Raw genomic sequence first — 18,076 nt, forward strand, 5'->3', positions numbered from 1 at the left:
ACATTCCGACAGTAGTTCATTTCGTCTGTATTCCTTTCTTGGGCCTATCGCACCGAGTTTCGACTGCTATTCATAATCATGATGTTAGCTTTCGATAATTAGTTATCCTACTTATGCCCCTTGTGGAGACTCGTTAACACGACATATGGCACAGGGTGACACCGAACTGGAGGCACGGCTGGAAGAACAAGACGAGTTCGAACCCTCCGAGGAGTTCGTCGCACAAGCGAACGTCTCGGACGCCGGCATCTACGACGAGTTCGAGGAGAATTGGCCCGAGTGCTGGGAGCGGGCCGCCGACTTGCTCGATTGGGACGAAGAGTACGACGAGGTGTTGGACGACTCGAACCCTCCGTTCTACGAGTGGTTCACCGGCGGCGAACTGAACGCCTGTCACAACTGCGTCGACCGGCACGTCGAAAACGGGGACAAGAACCGCGTCGCCATCAAGTGGGAGGGCGAACACGGCGAGACGCGAACGTACACCTATCAGGACCTCTACCGCGAGGTCAACGAGTTCGCGGCGGCGCTGCGCGACCTCGGCGTCGAGGAAGACGACGTGGTCACGCTCTACATGCCGATGGTTCCGGAACTCCCCATCGCCATGCTGGCCTGCGCCCGCATCGGCGCGCCACACAACGTCGTCTTCGCCGGTTTCTCCGCCGAGGCGCTGGCGACGCGGATGAACGCCGCGGACTCCCGGTTCCTCGTCACCTGCGACGGCTACTACCGCCGCGGCGACCCGCTCGACCACCTCGACAAAACCAACGAGGGACTCGACAGCGTCGACCACGGTGTGGACGCGACGGTCGTCGTCGACCGCCTCGGCGACGACGGCTTCGGTCACGACCTGAAGGGTAACCAGCACGACTGGGACGAACTCCTCGACGAACAGCGCGGCGAGCGCGTCGACCCCGTCGAACGCGACGCCGAAGACATGCTGTTCCTGATGTACACCTCGGGGACCACCGGCCAGCCGAAGGGCGTCAAACACACCACCGGTGGGTATCTCTCCTACGCGACGTGGACCTCCCACGCCGTCCTCGACATCGAGAAGGAAGACACCTACTGGTGTTCGGCCGACATCGGCTGGATTACGGGCCACTCCTACATCGTCTACGGGCCGCTCGCACTCGGTTCGACGACGGTGATGTACGAGGGGACGCCCGACTTCCCGAACCGCGACCGGATGTGGGACATCGTCGAGAAGTACGCCGTCGACGTGTTCTACACGGCCCCGACGGCGATTCGCGCGTTCATGAAATGGGGAAGCAAGTACCCCGAATCGCGCGACCTGTCGAGCCTCCGCCTGCTCGGTACCGTCGGCGAACCTATCAACCCGCGCGCGTGGAAGTGGTACTACGAGCACATCGGCAACGAGAACTGCCCGGTGGTAGACACGTGGTGGCAGACCGAGACCGGCGGCATGATGATAACGACCCTCCCGGGTGTCAAGAACATGAAACCCGGGTCGGCCGGGCCGCCGCTGCCGGGTATCGACGCCCAAATCGTCGACACCAACGGCGACGAAGTGGAACCCGGTCGCGCGGGCTATCTCACGGTGAACAAGCCGTGGCCGGGGATGCTCCGGACGCTCTACAAGAACGACGAGCGCTACATCTCCGAGTACTGGGAGGAGTACTCCGACACCGACAGCGACGACCCCGACGACTGGGTCTACTTCCCGGAGGACGGCGCGAAAGTGGACGACGACGGCTATATCACCGTGCTCGGCCGCGTTGACGACGTTATCAACGTCTCGGGTCACCGCCTCGGAACGATGGAAATCGAGTCGGCCATCGTCGGCGTCGAGGGCGTCGCCGAGGCGGCGGTCGTCGGCGGCAACCACGAGGTGAAAGGTGAGGCCGTCTACGCCTACGTCATCACCGAAGACGGGTACGAGGAGGGGGAAGACCTCCGCGCGCGCATTATTGAGGGCGTCGAGGACGCCATCGGGCCCATCGCCAGACCCGAACAGGTCGTGTTCACGCCGGAGCTACCAAAGACGCGCTCGGGCAAAATCATGCGTCGCCTGCTCGAAGATGTGGCGAACGGCGCGGAACTGGGCAACACCTCGACGCTCCGGAACCCCGATATCGTCGAACAGATAGAAGCGAAGGTCCACGCACAGAGCGACTGAGCGGCCGCCTTCGGCCGCCCGTATCGAGTGTAACTACGAGACGACCAACAATCTATGTCACGTGAATCAACCGAGTCAGAAATTGACTCACACGCCGCGAACACCGACCGGAGCACAGCTCCCGAACACGACGAGGTAGACTACCTGTCGAGGGAGGTGAACCTGCTGAAACCGAGTACCCCGTTCATGCGAGACCACCTGAAAATAATCTGGGCCGGATTCATCGCGTGGGCGCTCCTCACGTTCGGACCGCCGGTGCTCACCTACTTCGCACCGGCGACGATGACCGCGGAGCTTCCGGTCATCGGCTTCCCGGCGCACTACTTCCTCGTCGCCGTGTTGTCGCCGACCAGTTCGCTCGTCCTCGCGTTCGTCTACTCCCGCAAGCGCGACCAACTCGACAGGCGGTACGGCATCGACCACGCGGCCTCGAAGTCGCGCTCGAAGAGTGAGAGCGAGGCCGCCGTCACCGACGGAGGGAGCGTCGAATGACGCCGAGCGTGTTCCTCCAGTCGAGTGATCTGCTCCCCGAGGCGCTCAACATCTCGTTCAAACTCGTGCCGGCCATCATGGTCGTCGGGATGTTGGCCCTCTTTCTCGCCATCGGCTACGTGTTCAAAGTCGCCGACACGGAGGGGATGTGGGTCGCCGGCCGGTCCATCGGAAACGTCGAAAACGGGATGGCAATCGGCGCGAACTGGATGTCGGCGGCGTCGTACCTCGGATTGGCGGGACTGGTCGCCCTCGCGGGCTTCTACGGGCTCGCGTTCATCATCGGCTGGACGGCCGGCTACTTCGTCCTCCTCATCTTCCTGGCCGCGCAGATGCGTCGGTTCGGGAAGTACACGGCACCCGACTTCGTCGGCGACCGATTCAACTCCGATACGGCGCGGGCGATCGGCGCGCTGACGACCATCCTCATCGGGTTCGTCTACTCAGTCGGACAGGCCCGCGGGATGGGCCTCGTCGGACTGTACGTGTTCGGGACCGACTACGTCACGATGGTCGTCGTCATGATGGCGATTACGGTCGGCTACCTGACCATCTCCGGCATGATGGGCGCGACCAAGAACATGGCCGTCCAGTACGTCATCCTCATCGTCGCGTTCCTGACGGCCGTCTACGTCGTCGGGTTCACCGGCGGCTACTCGACCGTCCTCCCGCAAATCGAATACGGCCAGCTCATCGGCGAGCTGTCGGCCGAGTTCTCCGAACCGTTCGCCAACGCGGGGTTCTACCTCTGGATCGCCACGGCGTTCTCGCTCATCTTCGGGACCTGCGGCCTTCCACACGTGCTGGTGCGGTTCTACACCGTCGAAAACGAAAAGACGGCGCGGCAGTCGACCGTCTGGGGGCTGTTTTTCATCCTGCTCCTGTACTGGAGCGCCCCGGCGCTGGCGGCCTTCGGTGTCGACCTCTACGACGCCTCCCAGTACGGCCCGACGTTCGCGGCCAACGGCGGCATGAGCGGCGGTGAGGGCGACCTCATCGTGGTGCTCGCAGCGCAACTGTCGAACCTGCCGACGTGGTTCGTCGGCCTCGTCGCGGCCGGCGGTATCGCCGCCGCCATCGCGACGACGGCGGGGCTGTTCATCACCGCCTCGTCCGCCGTCTCCCACGACATCTACACGAACATCATCAACCCCGACGCGACCCAGCGCCAGCAGGTGTTCGTCGGTCGGGCGACGATCGTCGCGCTCGGTATCATCGTGACGATAACCGCGTTCGACCCGCCCGCGCTCGTCGGCGAACTGGTCGCGCTCGCGTTCTCGCTCGCGGCTATCGTGCTGTTCCCGATGTTCTTCCTCGGTCTCTGGTGGGAGAACACCAACCGTCAGGGCGCGCTCGCGGGTATGAGCGTCGGCCTCGTGCTCTGGATTGCCGCGGTGGTCAACGACCTCATCTTCCACTTCAGCGACCTCTTCGCCGAGTTCGTGCCGGCCATCGGCGCGGCACTCGTCGGCACGCCGCTGGTGTTCGTCATCACCATCGCCGTCTCGATGGCGACGGACGAACCGCCCGAGCGAATCAAGAAGATGGTTCGGCAGTGTCACAGCCCCGAACCGATGGGTCAGCAACAGTCCGCAGAAGACGTCGTCATGAATGCCGACGGGGGCCAGTCCCCCGCGGACGACTAACCAATGTACGAACATATCCTCATTCCGACTGACGGAAGCGACGCGGCGGAGTACGCCGTCGAACAGGCGGTCGACATCGCGTCGAAGTACGGGGCGACGGTTCACGCGCTGTACGTCGTCGACGTGGACGCCACCAGCTACTCGCTGGGAACGGAACAGGTCGACCGCATCCGACAGGGCCGCCTCGACGACATGCCCGAAGTGAAGGAGGCGGCCGACAAGGCGACGGGCTACGTCGCCGACGTCGCCGCCGAACACGGACTGGCCGTCCGCGAACACGTCGTCCCGGGCGAACCGGCGCGAGCCATCAGGAAGTTCGTCGAGGACAACGACATCGACCTCGTCGTGATGGGCTCGCACGGCCGTTCCGGGCTCTCCCGGGTCGTCCTCGGGAGCGTGACCGAACGCGTCCTGCGGCGGACCCGACTTCCGGTGCTCGTCGTCGACGTCCACGAAAAGGAAGCGGAAACGGAAGCGGAAGCGGAAGCGTAACGCATGTACGATACGACCCACGCGAGGATGACCACACCACCCGCGGCTCCCGACGGGGTGACCCGCCGATGAGCCTCGCGGAGATGATTCGAACCCACGTGCGCGAACACCGCTCGGGAATGCTGACCGACCTGCTGTTCGCCCTCGCGTGGGTAACTGTCGTTTCGGTCCTGTTCGACGTGGTCGACGGGCCGCAGTGGGCGTTCTACCTCTGTCTGGGTGCGGGCGTCGTCGCGTACTTCGGCTTCTTCGCGTCGGTCGAAGCCGCGCGCGAGCAGCGCTGACGCCGGATTCACTCCCGGACTATTTTCTCGTACGGACTCGGAGCGGTTGCGGGTTCGTGCTCGCCGGTGCGGTCACTCGTTGGTCGCCGTCGGTGACGGCGGGTCAGACGTCGTCAGCGCCGCACCGACTCTCGCGCCCGCTTCGCCAAGGAGCGCGGACAGACCGAACCCGAGCAGGCCGACCGTGGCGACTCCGCCGAGCACCATCAGCCAGCCCGCGACGACGAACCACGTCGGACCGGACAGTCCGGTCGCGAACGCGAGCACGTCGAACAGTACCCAGAGGATGGGAAGCCCGCCGACGAGGCCCGTCCGGACGCCGACACCGGTCGCCGTTCCGTGCCGTCGCTTCGCCACCGCGCCGACGACGAGTCCGGCGAAGAACACCGCGGTCAGCGACATCGCCGACCGCCCGTCGAGATAGCTCCACGAGACGAACACCGCCGCGACGAGGCCACCGACGAGGCTGTACCGCCGTCGCCACGAGAGTCCGCCTGGAGGGCTGTGGTCGTTCATACTCTCCATTCGTGTCTATCGTCTAATAGCTCTGTTCACGGACCGCCGAAAAATCGGGCCGATTCGGGGGCTACTCGTCGCGCTCTCGCCGCCGGTAGGCGATTCCCAGTCCGGCGGCGAGGAGACCACCGACGACGACGGCGAGCGCCCATCCGTTGTTGCCGCCAACGTCGTCAGTTCCGTCGGCGACGGAGTCCGCGCCGTCGGCGGACGCCGCCGTCTGGGTCCCCTGCGGTTCCTCGACGGTGACGCTGCCGACGACCTGCTCGCCGACCGCGAGTTCGTACGTCCCGGCCTCGTCGAACGCGTGGCTGAGCGTGGCCGTCCCGTTCTGGAACGCGCCGAGCTCCACGGTCCCACCGGCGACGCGCTCGCCGTCGACCAGCAAGTCGAGCGCGTGGGTTCCCCCCGCGCCGCCGAGGTTCGACACGTCGACCTCGACCGCGACTTTCTGTCCGACCGACACGCTCGTCTCGGTGACCTCGGCGGCGGTCGTCTCGAAGACGGGGACGGTCGAGCCGATGGTGAACAGCGACAGGCCGGGCGAGGTCGCCTCGAAGACGTAGTGCGTCTCGGACTCCTCGACGAGACTGGCGTCGAGCCTGCGCCACTGGGTGTGTTCGTCGCGGTAAAGCGCCACCGACTCCGGGCTGATGCCCGTCGCCTCGAAGTAGCGCTTTCGCACGCTGAAGGTGAACGTCACGTCCTCGATGTCGTCGTCGTGTATCGAGTGGTTGACCACGACGTAGCCCGCCGAGGTCGCGCCCGTCTCGCGTTGGAAGCGCTCGCCCGTGGCTTCGTCCTCGGCCGCCTCGTACGTCGTGACGTTCAGCGTGAAGTTGTCCCCGTTGCTCACGTTCATCGAGAGCCGTGCGACCGAGACGTTCTCGGCGACGGACGACGCCGACTCGTCGTCGGTTTCGGCGTCTCCGGCGGCTTCGTTGGTCTCGGTCGCGTCGGTTTCGGTGTCGTTCCCGGGCGATTCGAGCGAGATGACGACGGGGCGGCTCGTATCGATATTCCTGACCGACACGTTCGAGCGCTTGCTCGTGCCTTCGCTTTTCGTGTCGACGACGACGTCCGAGTCATCGCCCGTCTCCTCGCTCGATTCCGTCGTGGACGATGACGAAGAGGAGGACGACGAGGACGACGAGGAAGAGGACGATGACGACGATTCGGCGTTCACCGTCACCGTCGTCGTGTCCGAACCGACGTTGCCGGCGGCGTCGGTCACGTTCAGCGTGACGGTGTAGGTCCCGGCCAAGTCGTAGCTGTGCGTCTCGGAGGCGTTCGTCGAGTTCGCGCCGTCGCCGAAGTCCCACTCGTAGGAGTCGATGGCACCGTTGTCGGTCGAGGCGGAGGCGTTGAACTCGATCGCGTCGCCCCGCGTGACCGACGCGTTGTCGCCGGCGTCGGCGGTCGGCGCGGTCGTGTCGTTGACGGTCACGACTAGTGAATCCGAATCGGCGTTGTCGCCGCCGTCGGTCACGGTCAGAACCACGTCGTACGTTCCGGGGTCGGCGAAGGTGTGGCTCGGGGTCGCACCCGTCGCGTTCGCGGTGCCGTCGTCGAAGTCCCATTCGTAGGAGTCGATGGCACCATTGTCGGACGAGGTGGAGCCGTCGAAACTGACGGCGGTGTCCTCGTCGACGGTCTGATTACTCCCGGCGTCGGCGGTCGGTGCGGTCGTATCGTTGACGCTCGCGGTGAGCGTGTCGAACCCGCTGTTCCCGACGGTGTCGGTCACGTTCAGCGTGACGGTGTAGGTGCCGGGTTCGGCGTACGTGTGGGTCGCGTTCTCGCCGGTCGCGTTCGCGGAGCCGTCGCCGAAGTCCCATTCGTAGGAGGCGATTCCGGAGGCGTCGGTCGAGCCACTAGCGTTGAACTCGGCGGCGGCGTCCTCGTCAACGCTCTGGTCGGCACCCGCGTCGGCGGCCGGCGCGGTCGTGTCGTTCACCGTGACGACGAGCGTGTCGGCGTCGGCGTTCCCGGCGGTGTCGGTCACGCTCAGCGTGACGGTGTAGGTACCGGGGTCGGCGAACGCGTGATCTGCGGTCTCTCCGGTCGCGTTCGCGCCGTCGCCGAAGTCCCACTCGTAGGAGTCGATGGCTCCGTTGTCGGTCGAGGCGGAGGCGTCGAAGTCAACGGCGGTGTCCTCGCCGACGGTCTGATTACTCCCGGCGTCGGCCGCGGGCGCGGTCGTGTCGTTGACCGTCACGACCAGCGAGTCGGTGTCCTCGTTCCCCGCGGCATCGGCGGCGGTGAACGTCGCCGTGTAGGTGCCGGGGTCGGCGAAGGTGTGAGTGACGTCTTTGCCGGTCGCGTTCGCGGAGCCGTCGCCGAAGTCCCACGACGTGCTCGTGACGCCGACGGCGTCGGTCGCCGTCGCGTTGAAGTCGAGCGCGATGTTCTCGTCGACGGTCGCGTCCTCACCCGCGTCGACGGCGGGCGCGAGCGTGTCGATAGTGACGCTGTCGGACTCGTCTCCGGCCCCGTCCTGCCCGTCGGCGTTCTCGGCGGTCCCGACCGTGACGGTGTAGGTGCCGTCGCTTCCGGTCTCGTACGGCGACGCGAGCGTGTACGTGTACGGTCCGCTTCCCGTCTCGGTGAAGTCACCCTCGGTGAACGTCGTCGAACTCGGTCCGGCGACCGAGACGGAGATGTTCGTCAGGCGCTGCGACGAGTCGAACGACACCGAGAGGTTCTGTCCCGAGGGAGTCGTCGCGTTGACCGCGGAGACGGTCGGCGACGGTTCCGCGACCGCGTGGAACTGACTACCGCTGCCGTAGTAGAGGTAGCCGTTCCACGCGAGCGGCGTCGGGTAGAGAGTGCTCGTCGGCGAGCTGTACGACCACAGCTCTGTGCCGTCGGTCGCGTTGAACGCGTTGACGGTCGAGTCACCGTAATCGGAGACGTAGAGCACGTCGCCCGCGACGACCGGCGCGCCTCGGAAGTCGCTCCCGGACGCGTTCCAGCGTTCGCTCCCGTCGCTCTCGTTGAGCGCGACGAGCTCGCCGCCGCGGCTCGCGGCGTAGACGACGCCGTCGGCGTACACCTGACTCGAATCCACGTCGCCAGCCATCGAGTAGTTCCAGCGTTCGGTGCCGTCGGTCGCGTTTACGGCGTACACGCTTCCGTTCTCGCCTGTTGGCGTGGTGTCGCTTCCGACGAACACCGTGTCGTTTGCGACCGTCGGGCCCGACTGGCTTCCGTCGGCGAGCGCGAAGTTCCAGAGTCGCGCCCCGCTGGTGGCGTTCAGCGCGGTCAGGTTCTCGTCGTCGGCCGAGACGTAGACGACGCCGTCGACGACCGCGGGGTTCGACTCAACCAGCACCGGCTGGTGCATCGTGTAGTACCAGCGCTCTTCACCGGTGGCGGCGTCAACCGCGGTCAGGTTTCCGTCGTTGCTTCCGAAGTAGACGACGCTGTCGACGACCGCGGGGGCCGACCGGACGTTCGTCTGCGTCGTGTAGTTCCAGATTTCGGTGCCGTCGGTCGCGTTTATTGCGTGTAGCTTGTAGTCGTTGCTTCCGAGGTAGAGCACGCCGTTGGCGTACGCGGGCGTGGTCCACGTCGAACCCGAAGTGCCGCCGGGCGTCGCGTTCCACTTCTCCTCGCCCGTCTCGGGGTCTAACGCGTAGAGACTGCCACCGTCGTGGAAGGCGGTGTAAAGCGTGTCGCCCACGATGGTCGGCTGCATCACCTGCGGGGTTCCGTCGGTGATGTTCCATACCTCGACGGGTTCCGTGAGCGGACCCTCCTGATTCGGGTAGTATCCGTGGTTCTCCGGTCCGCCGTGGAACTTCGCGTTGGCCTCCTCGACGGTCACGGTCTGTGCAGCGAGCCCCCCGGCGGCAACGTCGTAAGTTCCCGCCCCCCAGAGCGTTTCCGTGAACGTGACCTGTTTGGTCGCGCCCGCGTTCAGCGTCCCGGTTCGGTACGCCACGACGTCGCCGTCGACGGTGAGCGTCGTGTTGTACGGCTGCTGTGTCCCGCCGGCGTTTTCGACGGTGACGTTGACGGTGACGGCGCTTCCCTCGTAGAGCGTCGTCGGCGTCACCGAGAGGCCCGTGTGCGAGATGTCCGCGCCGTTCGTGACCGCCGACGCACCGATCGGCACCCACGCGACGAGCGAAATCACCGTCACGAGCGTCAAAACGAGCGTGCTAACCTGCTGCCGCGTTATCCCGTGTCTGCGCGTCATCTGCCGTTCGCCTCCCTGTCCGCCGCAACCTTCTCCGTGTTTCCCTTCGATTTCATTTCCCTGCCGAATTCGGTTTCACCACCGATAATTAGGCGATTCAGACTGTCCGGATAGAAAAATAAAAACTCCGAATATAATCGAGGCCATTTATGAAAATATTATAACTCGGATCGAAGACTAAAATACCATTTTGATTAGAACTAGCAATACTAACTCGGGTTCTAAACCTCTGAATCACTCAAAAATCTCTGAACACCATGTCTTGGGGGTTTAAACAACTATTGACTATGAACTGACTTCTCAATCGAGTATTTTCTTTGCACTACTGGGATCTATAGATGTTATCAAACTGGATATCTTAGTGGACGTGGTATCTCGGATACACATCACATAACTTACCTGACTCGGACGGAGATGACTTCCGCGTCCTCGGGGCATCAACAGTACAGTTTTATCATGCACGTGAGTTGACCCGTCCATGTCTCTCTCGCGGGCGAAATCGATCGGCGCTCTCTACGAGGAGTGCAGGGATTTCGACCTCGTTCTCGTGCCCGACGCGCCCATGGCGAGCGCGCTGAACCGGCGTCTCGACCAACCGCACTTCGGGCCCTTTGCGATTACGCCCCGCCGACTCGCCGCCCGGCGTCGGGAACAGGCCGAGGACCGACTCGCGTTCCTCGAAGTCGTTCGGACGACCGACCTCGACTGGAAAGAGGCGTCCTACGCCGTCGGGAACATCCTCCAGTGTTGGGAGCACCGGGGGACGGCCGACGCCGTTCTCGACTACGACCAGTTCGCGACGACGGCGACGCGCGCCGCCGTCGACTGTATCGCCGAACTGGACACGACCTCCAAGCGCCTCACCGAGTTCACCATCGACGCGGACACGTCGGTCGCCGTCGTCGGCTTCGAACAGTTCACCGAACTCGAACGCTCGATTCTCCCGGCGGACTACGAGACGGTCGACCCGTTCACCGAGGCGTCGTTCGACCACCCGCCGTTCCGAATCCTCGACTCGCCGGCCGCAATCGTCGACGCCGTCCTCGACACGGTCACGCCGGCAAACGCCGACGACGTGGCGGTCGTTCTCGACGCCGCCAGTCAGTATTCCCCGCTCGTCGAGTCGGCGTTGGAAGCCGCGGACATCCCGTACTACGGCGGTCCGGGGTTCACCGACGACGCCCGTCACCGCGCGTTTCTGCAGTTCCTCCGAAGCGCACACGCCGGTCGGGATACGCGAGTCGGCGACGTTCGACCGCTCTTCACCCAACTCGGTATCTCTCTCGGCGTCGAGCACGACAAAAAACGCCTCTCGGACATCGAACGCTCGGAGATAGACCGGTTCCTCCGCTTCCGCGACGAAGTCCGCTCCGGCACGTTCGACGCGGCCGTCGACGCGTACGAGTCGCTCACCGACACGACTATCGACGCCTTCAGAGCGGAGCTCGCGACGCTCGGCCTCCTCGACGACGCCGTCACCGAGTCCGCGGTCGACCGCCTCGAATTCTATCTGCAGTCGTACGAGGTGCCCGTCGACCGGGAAAACGAGGGCGTCCTGCTGGCCGACGCGAAATCGGCCGCGCACGTCGACCGCGCGGTGGTGTTCTACCTCGGTCTCGACGAGGGCTGGACGCGCTCGTCCCCTCGGCGGCCGTGGGTCGACAGCGACCGCGAGTTCGAGCGGAACATCCGCCAGTTCCAACTCCTCCTGCAGAACGGCGTCGACCAGTACTACCTCGTCCAGGACACCGCCGGCGGGACACCGGTCACGCCGTGTCTGTACTTCGAAGACCTGTTCGACGAGGCGTTCGACCGATTCAGCGATGCGGCGTCGATACCGCATTCCCGGGCATTCCGAACGACCGAGGACGGCTTCGAAAGAGAGCCACTCGACGTTCCCGCCGAGGAGGTCACCGCACTCAGCCAGTCCAGCCTGAACACCTACGTCAACTCGCCCCGCGATTACTTCTTCAGCAGACTCGTCGACAACCCGGACGAGGACCACTTCAGGGAGGGGAACCTGTTTCACGACTTCGCCGAGTTCTACGTCTCTCACCCGGACGCCGTCCGCGACTCGCTCGACGAGGTCGCCGCGGTCATCCTCGACGAAGTCGAACCGTTCCTCCGGGGTGTCGACGAGGAGACCCGACTCACCAAGTACCGCATCGGCCTCCGGACCATCGCCGAATTCCTGGACGCGAACCCGCCACAGGGGGACGGCTTGGCGACGCCGGACAGCGGTCGGAGTGAGAACTTCTTCGCCGAGTACTACGACCGACCCGTCGATGCGGCGCACACCGAACGCTGGTTCGAGAACGCCGACCTCGGACTGAAGGGGAAAATCGACCTCGTTCACGGGCCCGCGCGACTGCTCGACTACAAGAGCGGCGCGAAGAAGTCCGCGTACTCCGTCGTCAAGCACTCGGCGCTCGACCCGCCGAGCGACAAACCGAACTTTCAGGCGTTGCTGTATCTCGCCCATCGGCGCACTGAACGACCGAACGAGGAACTGCGGTTCACGTTCTTCCACTTCCTCGAAACCCTCGACGACGTCGTGACCGGCGAGGGAGCGCTGGACGACTGTCTCACGACGGTGACGTACTACCCCGCGACCTACGAGGAACACACTTCGAGCCGAGCCGTCTTCACCGAACTTCGGGAAGACGCCGCGAACGACTGCACCAAGACGTTCTCGAAGTCGACGTACGAGGTCTATCGGGGCGTGCTGGACACACACGAGATTCCGGACACCCGCGACAGCGACGAACTCATCGAATCCGAGTTCGGGGAGGCGCTCACCGAGCGCCTGGTCGCCGACGTCGGGAACTACAAGTACGTGAAAAACGGCTGTAAGCAGGCGTTACGACACCTGCTCCGAATCCGAAAGCGGAACTACTTCGCCGACGACGTGGACGCGTTCGAGGCGTTCGTCCGCGAACGACGCTCGGAGTTGAACGCTCGCCGACGCGGCGACGAGCGCTTTCCCGTTCGGGGGCTCGGCGGCGACCCGAACTACCGGTACGTGGACAACCGAGACTGCATCCTGGAGGGTGAATCCCGATGACGTCGCCGAACGACCAACAGCAGGACCTCATCGACAGCAAACGGGGTATCCACGTCGTCGACGCCGGCGCGGGGACCGGAAAGACGTTCACCGTCACTCGTCGCTACGCCGAAATCGTCGATCAGGAGGGCGTGGAACCGGAAGACGTCCTCCTCGTGACGTTCACCAACAACGCGGCGACGGAGATGAGAGACCGAATCGTCGCCAACTGCGACTACGGGATGCGCGAACTCTCCGACGCGCCCATCCAGACGTTCCACAGCCTCTGTCACGACATCCTCATGGAACACGGCTTCGAGGCACCGACGCTCCTCGGCATCGACGACCGGATTTCGGAGTCCACGCGGGTCCTCGAAGACGAGAACGTCGAGAAGGCGCAGTTCCGCGAGTTCGTCCGCCGGTTCAGCGACGACCACCCCGAGTACGACGACTTCTTCCGCGCCGTCGCGGAACCGGTCGAACTCCTCGGGTTGGTTACTCAACTCGCCGCGAAGGGCGTCTTCCCGACGGCGGACGGCTGGTACCGAAACGGCGAGCGGTATCTGGACGGCGACTTCGAGGCGTTCCGCGAGACGTTCGAGGAACTGAACCGCCCCCGAAACGACGGGAACAAGCAGTCCAAACTCCGCTCGAAACTCGGGGGCTACGGGGACGACAAGTGCTATCTCCCCGACGCTCCCGAGAAGGACGACATCCGCGGCGGGTGGGGTGCAAAGCGGGTTCCGGACGAGGTCGCGCGACTGGCGTTCGACGAACCGCGAGAGGGCCTCAAGAACTTCGTCCACGACCTCTATCACGAGTACCTTGGATTCGCGCTCAGTCGCAACTACCTGAACTTCGGCTTTCTTCAGCTCTTTGCGTTCGTCCTGCTCTGCGACGACCACCGACTCCGCGACGAGGTCGCCTTCGAGTACGTGATGGTCGACGAGTTCCAGGACTCCAGCGAGATACAGTTCAAGCTCGCGCTCCTGATCGCGGACACGAACAACGTCTGCGTCGTCGGCGACTGGAAGCAGAGCATCTACTCGTTTCAGTACGCCGCCGTCGAGAACATCACCGACTTCGAGTCCCGACTGGACCGCTTCGTCGACGAACTCAACGAGGACCGCGAGCGCGTGTCGTGGTCGACGCGGCCGATCACCGAACTGGAACTCGTCGAGAACTACCGGTCGACGCAGGCGATTCTCGACTTCTCCGAGCACAGTCTGGTGACGCCCGCCGCGAGGTCGGACGACATCGACGAGGCGGCCGTCCGGGACCGAATCGTGTCGCTGTCGTCCAACGCCGCCCACGAGAACTCCCGCATCGAGGCGATTCGGCACGAGGACGAACACGAGGCGGTGCTGACCAAGATTCAGGAAATCGTCGGGAACGACGCGTATCGGGTCGAGGAGGACGGCGAACTCCGCGCCCCGGAGTACGGCGACATCGCCGTCCTCACGCGGACCCGCGACTTCGGTCGGGAACTCCTCTCTGTCGCCGAGGAGTTCGGGTTGCCGATGGCCTACGAGGGGGGTATCGAGCTGTTCCGCTCCGACCCGGCGAAACTCCTCCTGGCGTGGTTGCGGATTCTCGAATCCGACTCGGAGCGGGGGTGGGCGGTCGTCCTCGAAGCGGCCGGTTACACGCTCGACGAGGTCGAACACGTCCTCGACGGCGGGGCGTACCCGTCTGACATGCAGGCGTTCGCGTCGGCGCTCGACTCGCTGGAGACGGTCGGCGGCGTCGCCCAGCGCGTGTTCTCTCGGTACGGCTACGACGGGGCCTACGCCGACGTGCTCCTGACGACGATTCAGTCGGTCCACGGCGCGACGACGCTGACCCGAGGGGGTCTCGTTCGGTTCATCGAACGCGGCATCGAAGACGGGAGCACCCACGACGTGCACGCGAGCGCCGGCACGAACTCGGTGACCGTGCAGACCATCCACGCGGCTAAGGGACTCGAACATCCCATCGTCGTGCTTGCGAACATGAACAACCACCGCTTCCCACCGTCGGGCGGGAATAGCGACGCCATCACCTTCGACGATTCGGTTGGCCTGCGTCAGCGGAAAGTTTACGCCGACGACCACGGCTATCCCCACGTTCACGACAACTGGCGGACCGACGTCCTCCGAGCGTGCCTGCCGCGCGGCTACGACGAGGAGCGGCGCTTGCTCTACGTCGCCATGACGCGGGCCGAGAGCCACCTCGTGTTCGCCGCGGGCGAGTCGCCGAACGCGTTCCTCGAAGCCCTCCCCGTCGAAAGCACGGAACTGATCCCCGACGTTCGGGAAGGCGACGCCGGCGGGCCGTCGCAGGCGCACTTACAGATTACCGTCCCGACGCCGGAGGGGCCGGTCGGCCACTCGCCGCACACGCTCATGCGCGACGACGTGTTCGAAGACGTCGCCGACGGGAGAGGGTCGGCGTTCGGAACGCGGACCCACGAGTTCGCCGAGCGGTACGTGCTGGAAGGTGATGTCGAACCGTCGAACGACGACGAGCGCCGTATCAAGTCGTTCATCGACTCCCTCGACGGGGACCTGCGAGTCGAGGAGGACGCGTATCTGCCGCTCACCGTCGGCGGCGAGCGGGTCACTATCTCCGGAATCATCGACCTCGTTCACGTCCGCCCCGATTCCGTCGAGGTCATCGACTTCAAGACCGACCTCGGGCGGCACGCCGAGTCCGAGTACCGAAAGCAACTCAGCGTCTACTACCACGTGTTGAACGAGTGGTTCTCTGAGCGCGACGTGTCCGCGGGGATATTCTACACCGCCACCGGCGAGTGGGTCGACGTCGAACCCCTGTCGCGGTCCGCGCTCGTCGCGCTCGTGGAGGACGTTCGAAACGGCTGAGCGGGGGCTGGAGGCCGGTACGCTCACGCGTCGCCGCCGCGCCCGCCGTTCGGGAGGAGCGTCGAAACGAGGAGCACGAGCAACACGAGAAGCGCGAGGAGCAACAGCGTCTCCCGTTGTGCCTGCACTATCGCGGCGTCGAACGCGCCGGCCAGCAGTTCCCGCTGTGCCGGCGTGAGGCCGTCGAGGACCGCCTGTTGGGTCTCTTTGGTCGCGGTCTCCGCGGCGCGTTCCAGCGCGGCGGCGAGCGCCTCCCGGTCGCTCACCGACGCTCCCTCGCCCGCGCCAGCGACGGCCAGCACGCCCTCCACGACGCCGCCGTAGAACCGCCGGAGCAGGTACGTGCCCACGATAGCGGTCCCGAACGAGTAGCCGAGCATCATCGTCGCGTTCAGCAGGCCGGACGCCGCCGCCGAGTCCCGTGGTTCGACCGACGAGAGCGTCATGTCGATGAGCTGTGCCATCACGAGGCCGAGGCCGAGGCCGACGAGCGCCATCGGCACGGCGAGTTGCGTGACCGTCGCGTCCAGCGCCGTCTGCGACACGAGCGCGAGCACGCCGAGCCCCATGAGGACGACGCCGCCCTGAATCAGTAGTTTCGGCGCGACGAACCGCCGCCAGCCGGTCGTGAAGATGGACGCGACGAACGTCGCGACGGAGAACGGAAGCATCGCGACCCCGGTCTCGAACGCGGTGTAGCCGGCCCCGGACTGGAGGAAGACCGGAACGACGAAGATGAACCCCGCGAGGACCAGCGACCGCGCGGCGTTCGTGACGATACCGGCCGTGAACGGCGCGTTCGACAGGAGACGGACCGGGACGAGCGGCGACCCGCCCTCGCGCTCGACGCGACGCTCGTACTGGACGAAGGCCGCGAAGACGACGATTCCGAAGCCGACGAGCCAGACGGTCGGCGACGCGCCGAACAGATCCAGTCGAACGCCACCGACGGCGAACGGCCGGCGGGCCGATATCCAGCCGTACCGCCCGGCCAAGAGGACGCCGGCGACGAGGGCGGTCGTCCCCGCTATCGAGAGGACCGTCCCGCCGACGTCCAGTTTCGTCCGCGTCTCGCTCAGGGACTCCTCAGGGAGATACCGGACGAACGCGAGCGCGACGAGAACGATGAGTACCTCGACGCCGAACCCCCACCGCCAGCTGGCGAACGTCGTGACTGCGCCGCCCAAAAGCGGCCCGAACGCGGCCCCGGCCGCGTTCACCCCGGCGAGGATACCGAGGGCTTTCGCCCGGTCTGCGCCCTCGTAGCTGACGAGGAGGACCGTGAACGTCAGCGGGAGCAACACGGCTGCGGCGGCCCCCTCGATGACCGACCAACCGACGTAGAGCACGGCGACGTTCCAACTCAGCGCCGCCAGCGTCGTCCCGACGCCGTACACGAGTAGGGTCGCGGTCATCAGCCGGCAAATCCCGTACATCGACGACAACTTGCCGCCCGGAAGAATCAGCGCCGCCATGACCATCGCGTAGAACGAAATCGCGCCCTGTACGACCGTGACGGTGGTATCGAGGTCGGTGACGATGGACGGAATCGCGACGTTCATCAGCGTCGAATCGATGACGCCGATGAACATCGCGAGACTCACCGCCACCGCGGGGCCCCAGTACGCCAACCCTCCCGCCGAACCGGTCGTCGCCGCTCTTCTTTCGGGAACGTGAGCGTTCGCGTCTGCGTCCATTGGCCTTCGATAGCACGCCTCACTCAATAAATCTCTCTGACAGAGCGGAGCGGCGTTGGTCTCTCGGTCGGCTCGGTTCAGCCGTGAGACGCCTCCGAGCCAAGCGACTCGCCACAGTACGGGCACCACTCGAACCTCGGTCTCTCTCTTGGTTGTGTCTGTTCGCCCGGCTGCGCCCGCTCTTCCGTTCGCTCTGGGAAAAAGCCCGCGGCCAAGATACTCGACGGGAGCGCAAAGAAGGCGACACCGCCCGGCCGCTTTCGCGCCCGACGAATTACGGGATGTGAGTCAATCAGCACCTCGATAAATGCAGTTTATTATGGTTTCCTGCATACGTGTAGTCGGGTTGAAAAGATGAGTTCACTGGCACTGTCTAGTTAGGCCAGTTTGAGAAGCGAGCAGTTCGTAGATCTAGTGCTTTGCTCAACCTAGAACTGCTCACAGAGTCGTTGGAAACGGCGAATTATGAATGTTGGCAGCATGGAGCCGAACAGCGAACGCCCTGACGGGCGTTGCCGTCCGCTCGCGCTGCCAACATTCAAGCGTAGCTGTGTCCAAACTCTCGCCGAGCAGGTCTTTGAGCAGCATAGGAAACTAGCTCTTCGACCTGTTCATCCCTTAACTAGACGGTGCCCCTCAGACGGACGTTTCGGCGCTCGCAAGTATCTTACTCCCCAGAACGAGATTCACTATACTTTACA

10 protein-coding genes and 1 pseudogene are annotated in these 18,076 nt (G+C 64.7%); 7 read left to right on the plus strand and 4 right to left on the minus strand.

The window, feature by feature from the left end:
• Window positions 1–145 precede the first annotated feature (145 nt).
• From acs to AM590_RS04845, 5 genes are all read left to right on the plus strand, one after another.
• Window positions 146–2,140 (plus strand): acetate--CoA ligase, encoded by a 1,995-nt coding sequence (acs, locus tag AM590_RS04825; protein WP_058826479.1) that lies wholly within the window; start codon window positions 146–148, stop codon window positions 2,138–2,140.
• Window positions 2,141–2,194: 54 nt separating this feature from the next.
• Complete coding sequence (locus AM590_RS04830; RefSeq protein ID WP_042662659.1) at window positions 2,195–2,632, plus strand: DUF4212 domain-containing protein; 438 nt, start codon at window positions 2,195–2,197, stop codon at window positions 2,630–2,632.
• Window positions 2,629–4,278 carry a VC_2705 family sodium/solute symporter gene (locus AM590_RS04835; RefSeq protein WP_058826480.1) on the plus strand — a complete coding sequence of 550 codons (1,650 nt, stop codon included), beginning with the start codon at window positions 2,629–2,631 and terminating at the stop codon, window positions 4,276–4,278. Before AM590_RS04830 ends, AM590_RS04835 begins: the two co-directional genes overlap by 4 nt.
• 3 nt (window positions 4,279–4,281) lie before the next feature.
• Entirely contained in the window at window positions 4,282–4,770 is a 489-nt protein-coding gene (locus tag AM590_RS04840; RefSeq protein ID WP_042662660.1) for a universal stress protein, read from the plus strand.
• Window positions 4,771–4,838: 68 nt separating this feature from the next.
• Window positions 4,839–5,054, plus strand: coding sequence for a hypothetical protein (locus AM590_RS04845; protein ID WP_058826481.1), 216 nt, complete (start codon window positions 4,839–4,841; stop codon window positions 5,052–5,054).
• Window positions 5,055–5,126: 72 nt separating this feature from the next.
• Here AM590_RS04845 and AM590_RS04850 read toward each other — a convergent pair whose 3' ends face one another.
• Together AM590_RS04850 and AM590_RS04855 are read right to left on the minus strand one after the other, a co-directional pair.
• Window positions 5,127–5,570 (minus strand): DUF5518 domain-containing protein, encoded by a 444-nt coding sequence (locus AM590_RS04850; RefSeq protein WP_058826482.1) that lies wholly within the window; start codon window positions 5,568–5,570, stop codon window positions 5,127–5,129.
• A gap of 70 nt (window positions 5,571–5,640) precedes the next feature.
• Window positions 5,641–9,774, minus strand: a complete 4,134-nt coding sequence (locus AM590_RS04855) for a PKD domain-containing protein (protein WP_058826483.1) — start codon at window positions 9,772–9,774, stop codon at window positions 5,641–5,643.
• 478 nt (window positions 9,775–10,252) lie between these two features.
• On the opposite strand from AM590_RS04855, the gene AM590_RS04860 reads away from it, so the two are divergent.
• Window positions 10,253–12,838: a PD-(D/E)XK nuclease family protein gene (locus AM590_RS04860; protein ID WP_058826484.1), complete on the plus strand. Its 2,586-nt coding sequence runs from the start codon at window positions 10,253–10,255 to the stop codon at window positions 12,836–12,838.
• On the plus strand, window positions 12,835–15,678 hold the full coding sequence (locus AM590_RS04865; RefSeq protein WP_058826485.1) for an exodeoxyribonuclease V subunit beta: 2,844 nt from the start codon (window positions 12,835–12,837) through the stop codon (window positions 15,676–15,678). The genes AM590_RS04860 and AM590_RS04865 overlap by 4 nt, the downstream gene beginning before the upstream one ends.
• Window positions 15,679–15,701: 23 nt before the next feature.
• Here AM590_RS04865 and AM590_RS04870 read toward each other — a convergent pair whose 3' ends face one another.
• Both AM590_RS04870 and AM590_RS20395 read right to left on the minus strand, forming a co-directional pair.
• Complete coding sequence (locus AM590_RS04870; protein WP_058826486.1) at window positions 15,702–17,375, minus strand: MFS transporter; 1,674 nt, start codon at window positions 17,373–17,375, stop codon at window positions 15,702–15,704.
• A 477-nt stretch (window positions 17,376–17,852) separates the two neighbouring features.
• A pseudogene (locus AM590_RS20395) lies at window positions 17,853–17,963 on the minus strand (IS6 family transposase); the annotation flags it as partial.
• Window positions 17,964–18,076 lie beyond the last annotated feature (113 nt).

Origin of the sequence: Haloferax sp. Q22, assembly GCF_001482285.1 — an archaeon.
Classification (GTDB): Archaea; Halobacteriota; Halobacteria; order Halobacteriales; family Haloferacaceae; genus Haloferax.

Excerpts from the sequence above, each read along its gene's own strand:
- acs (WP_058826479.1), top strand. The coding sequence starts at position 146 with ATGGCACAGGGTGACACCGAACTGGAGGCACGGCTGGAAGAACAAGAC.
- AM590_RS04830 (WP_042662659.1), top strand. The coding sequence starts at position 2,195 with ATGTCACGTGAATCAACCGAGTCAGAAATTGACTCACACGCCGCGAAC.
- AM590_RS04835 (WP_058826480.1), top strand. The coding sequence starts at position 2,629 with ATGACGCCGAGCGTGTTCCTCCAGTCGAGTGATCTGCTCCCCGAGGCG.
- AM590_RS04840 (WP_042662660.1), top strand. The coding sequence starts at position 4,282 with ATGTACGAACATATCCTCATTCCGACTGACGGAAGCGACGCGGCGGAG.
- AM590_RS04845 (WP_058826481.1), top strand. The coding sequence starts at position 4,839 with ATGAGCCTCGCGGAGATGATTCGAACCCACGTGCGCGAACACCGCTCG.
- AM590_RS04850 (WP_058826482.1), bottom strand. The coding sequence starts at position 5,570 with ATGAACGACCACAGCCCTCCAGGCGGACTCTCGTGGCGACGGCGGTAC.
- AM590_RS04855 (WP_058826483.1), bottom strand. The coding sequence starts at position 9,774 with ATGACGCGCAGACACGGGATAACGCGGCAGCAGGTTAGCACGCTCGTT.
- AM590_RS04860 (WP_058826484.1), top strand. The coding sequence starts at position 10,253 with ATGTCTCTCTCGCGGGCGAAATCGATCGGCGCTCTCTACGAGGAGTGC.
- AM590_RS04865 (WP_058826485.1), top strand. The coding sequence starts at position 12,835 with ATGACGTCGCCGAACGACCAACAGCAGGACCTCATCGACAGCAAACGG.
- AM590_RS04870 (WP_058826486.1), bottom strand. The coding sequence starts at position 17,375 with ATGGACGCAGACGCGAACGCTCACGTTCCCGAAAGAAGAGCGGCGACG.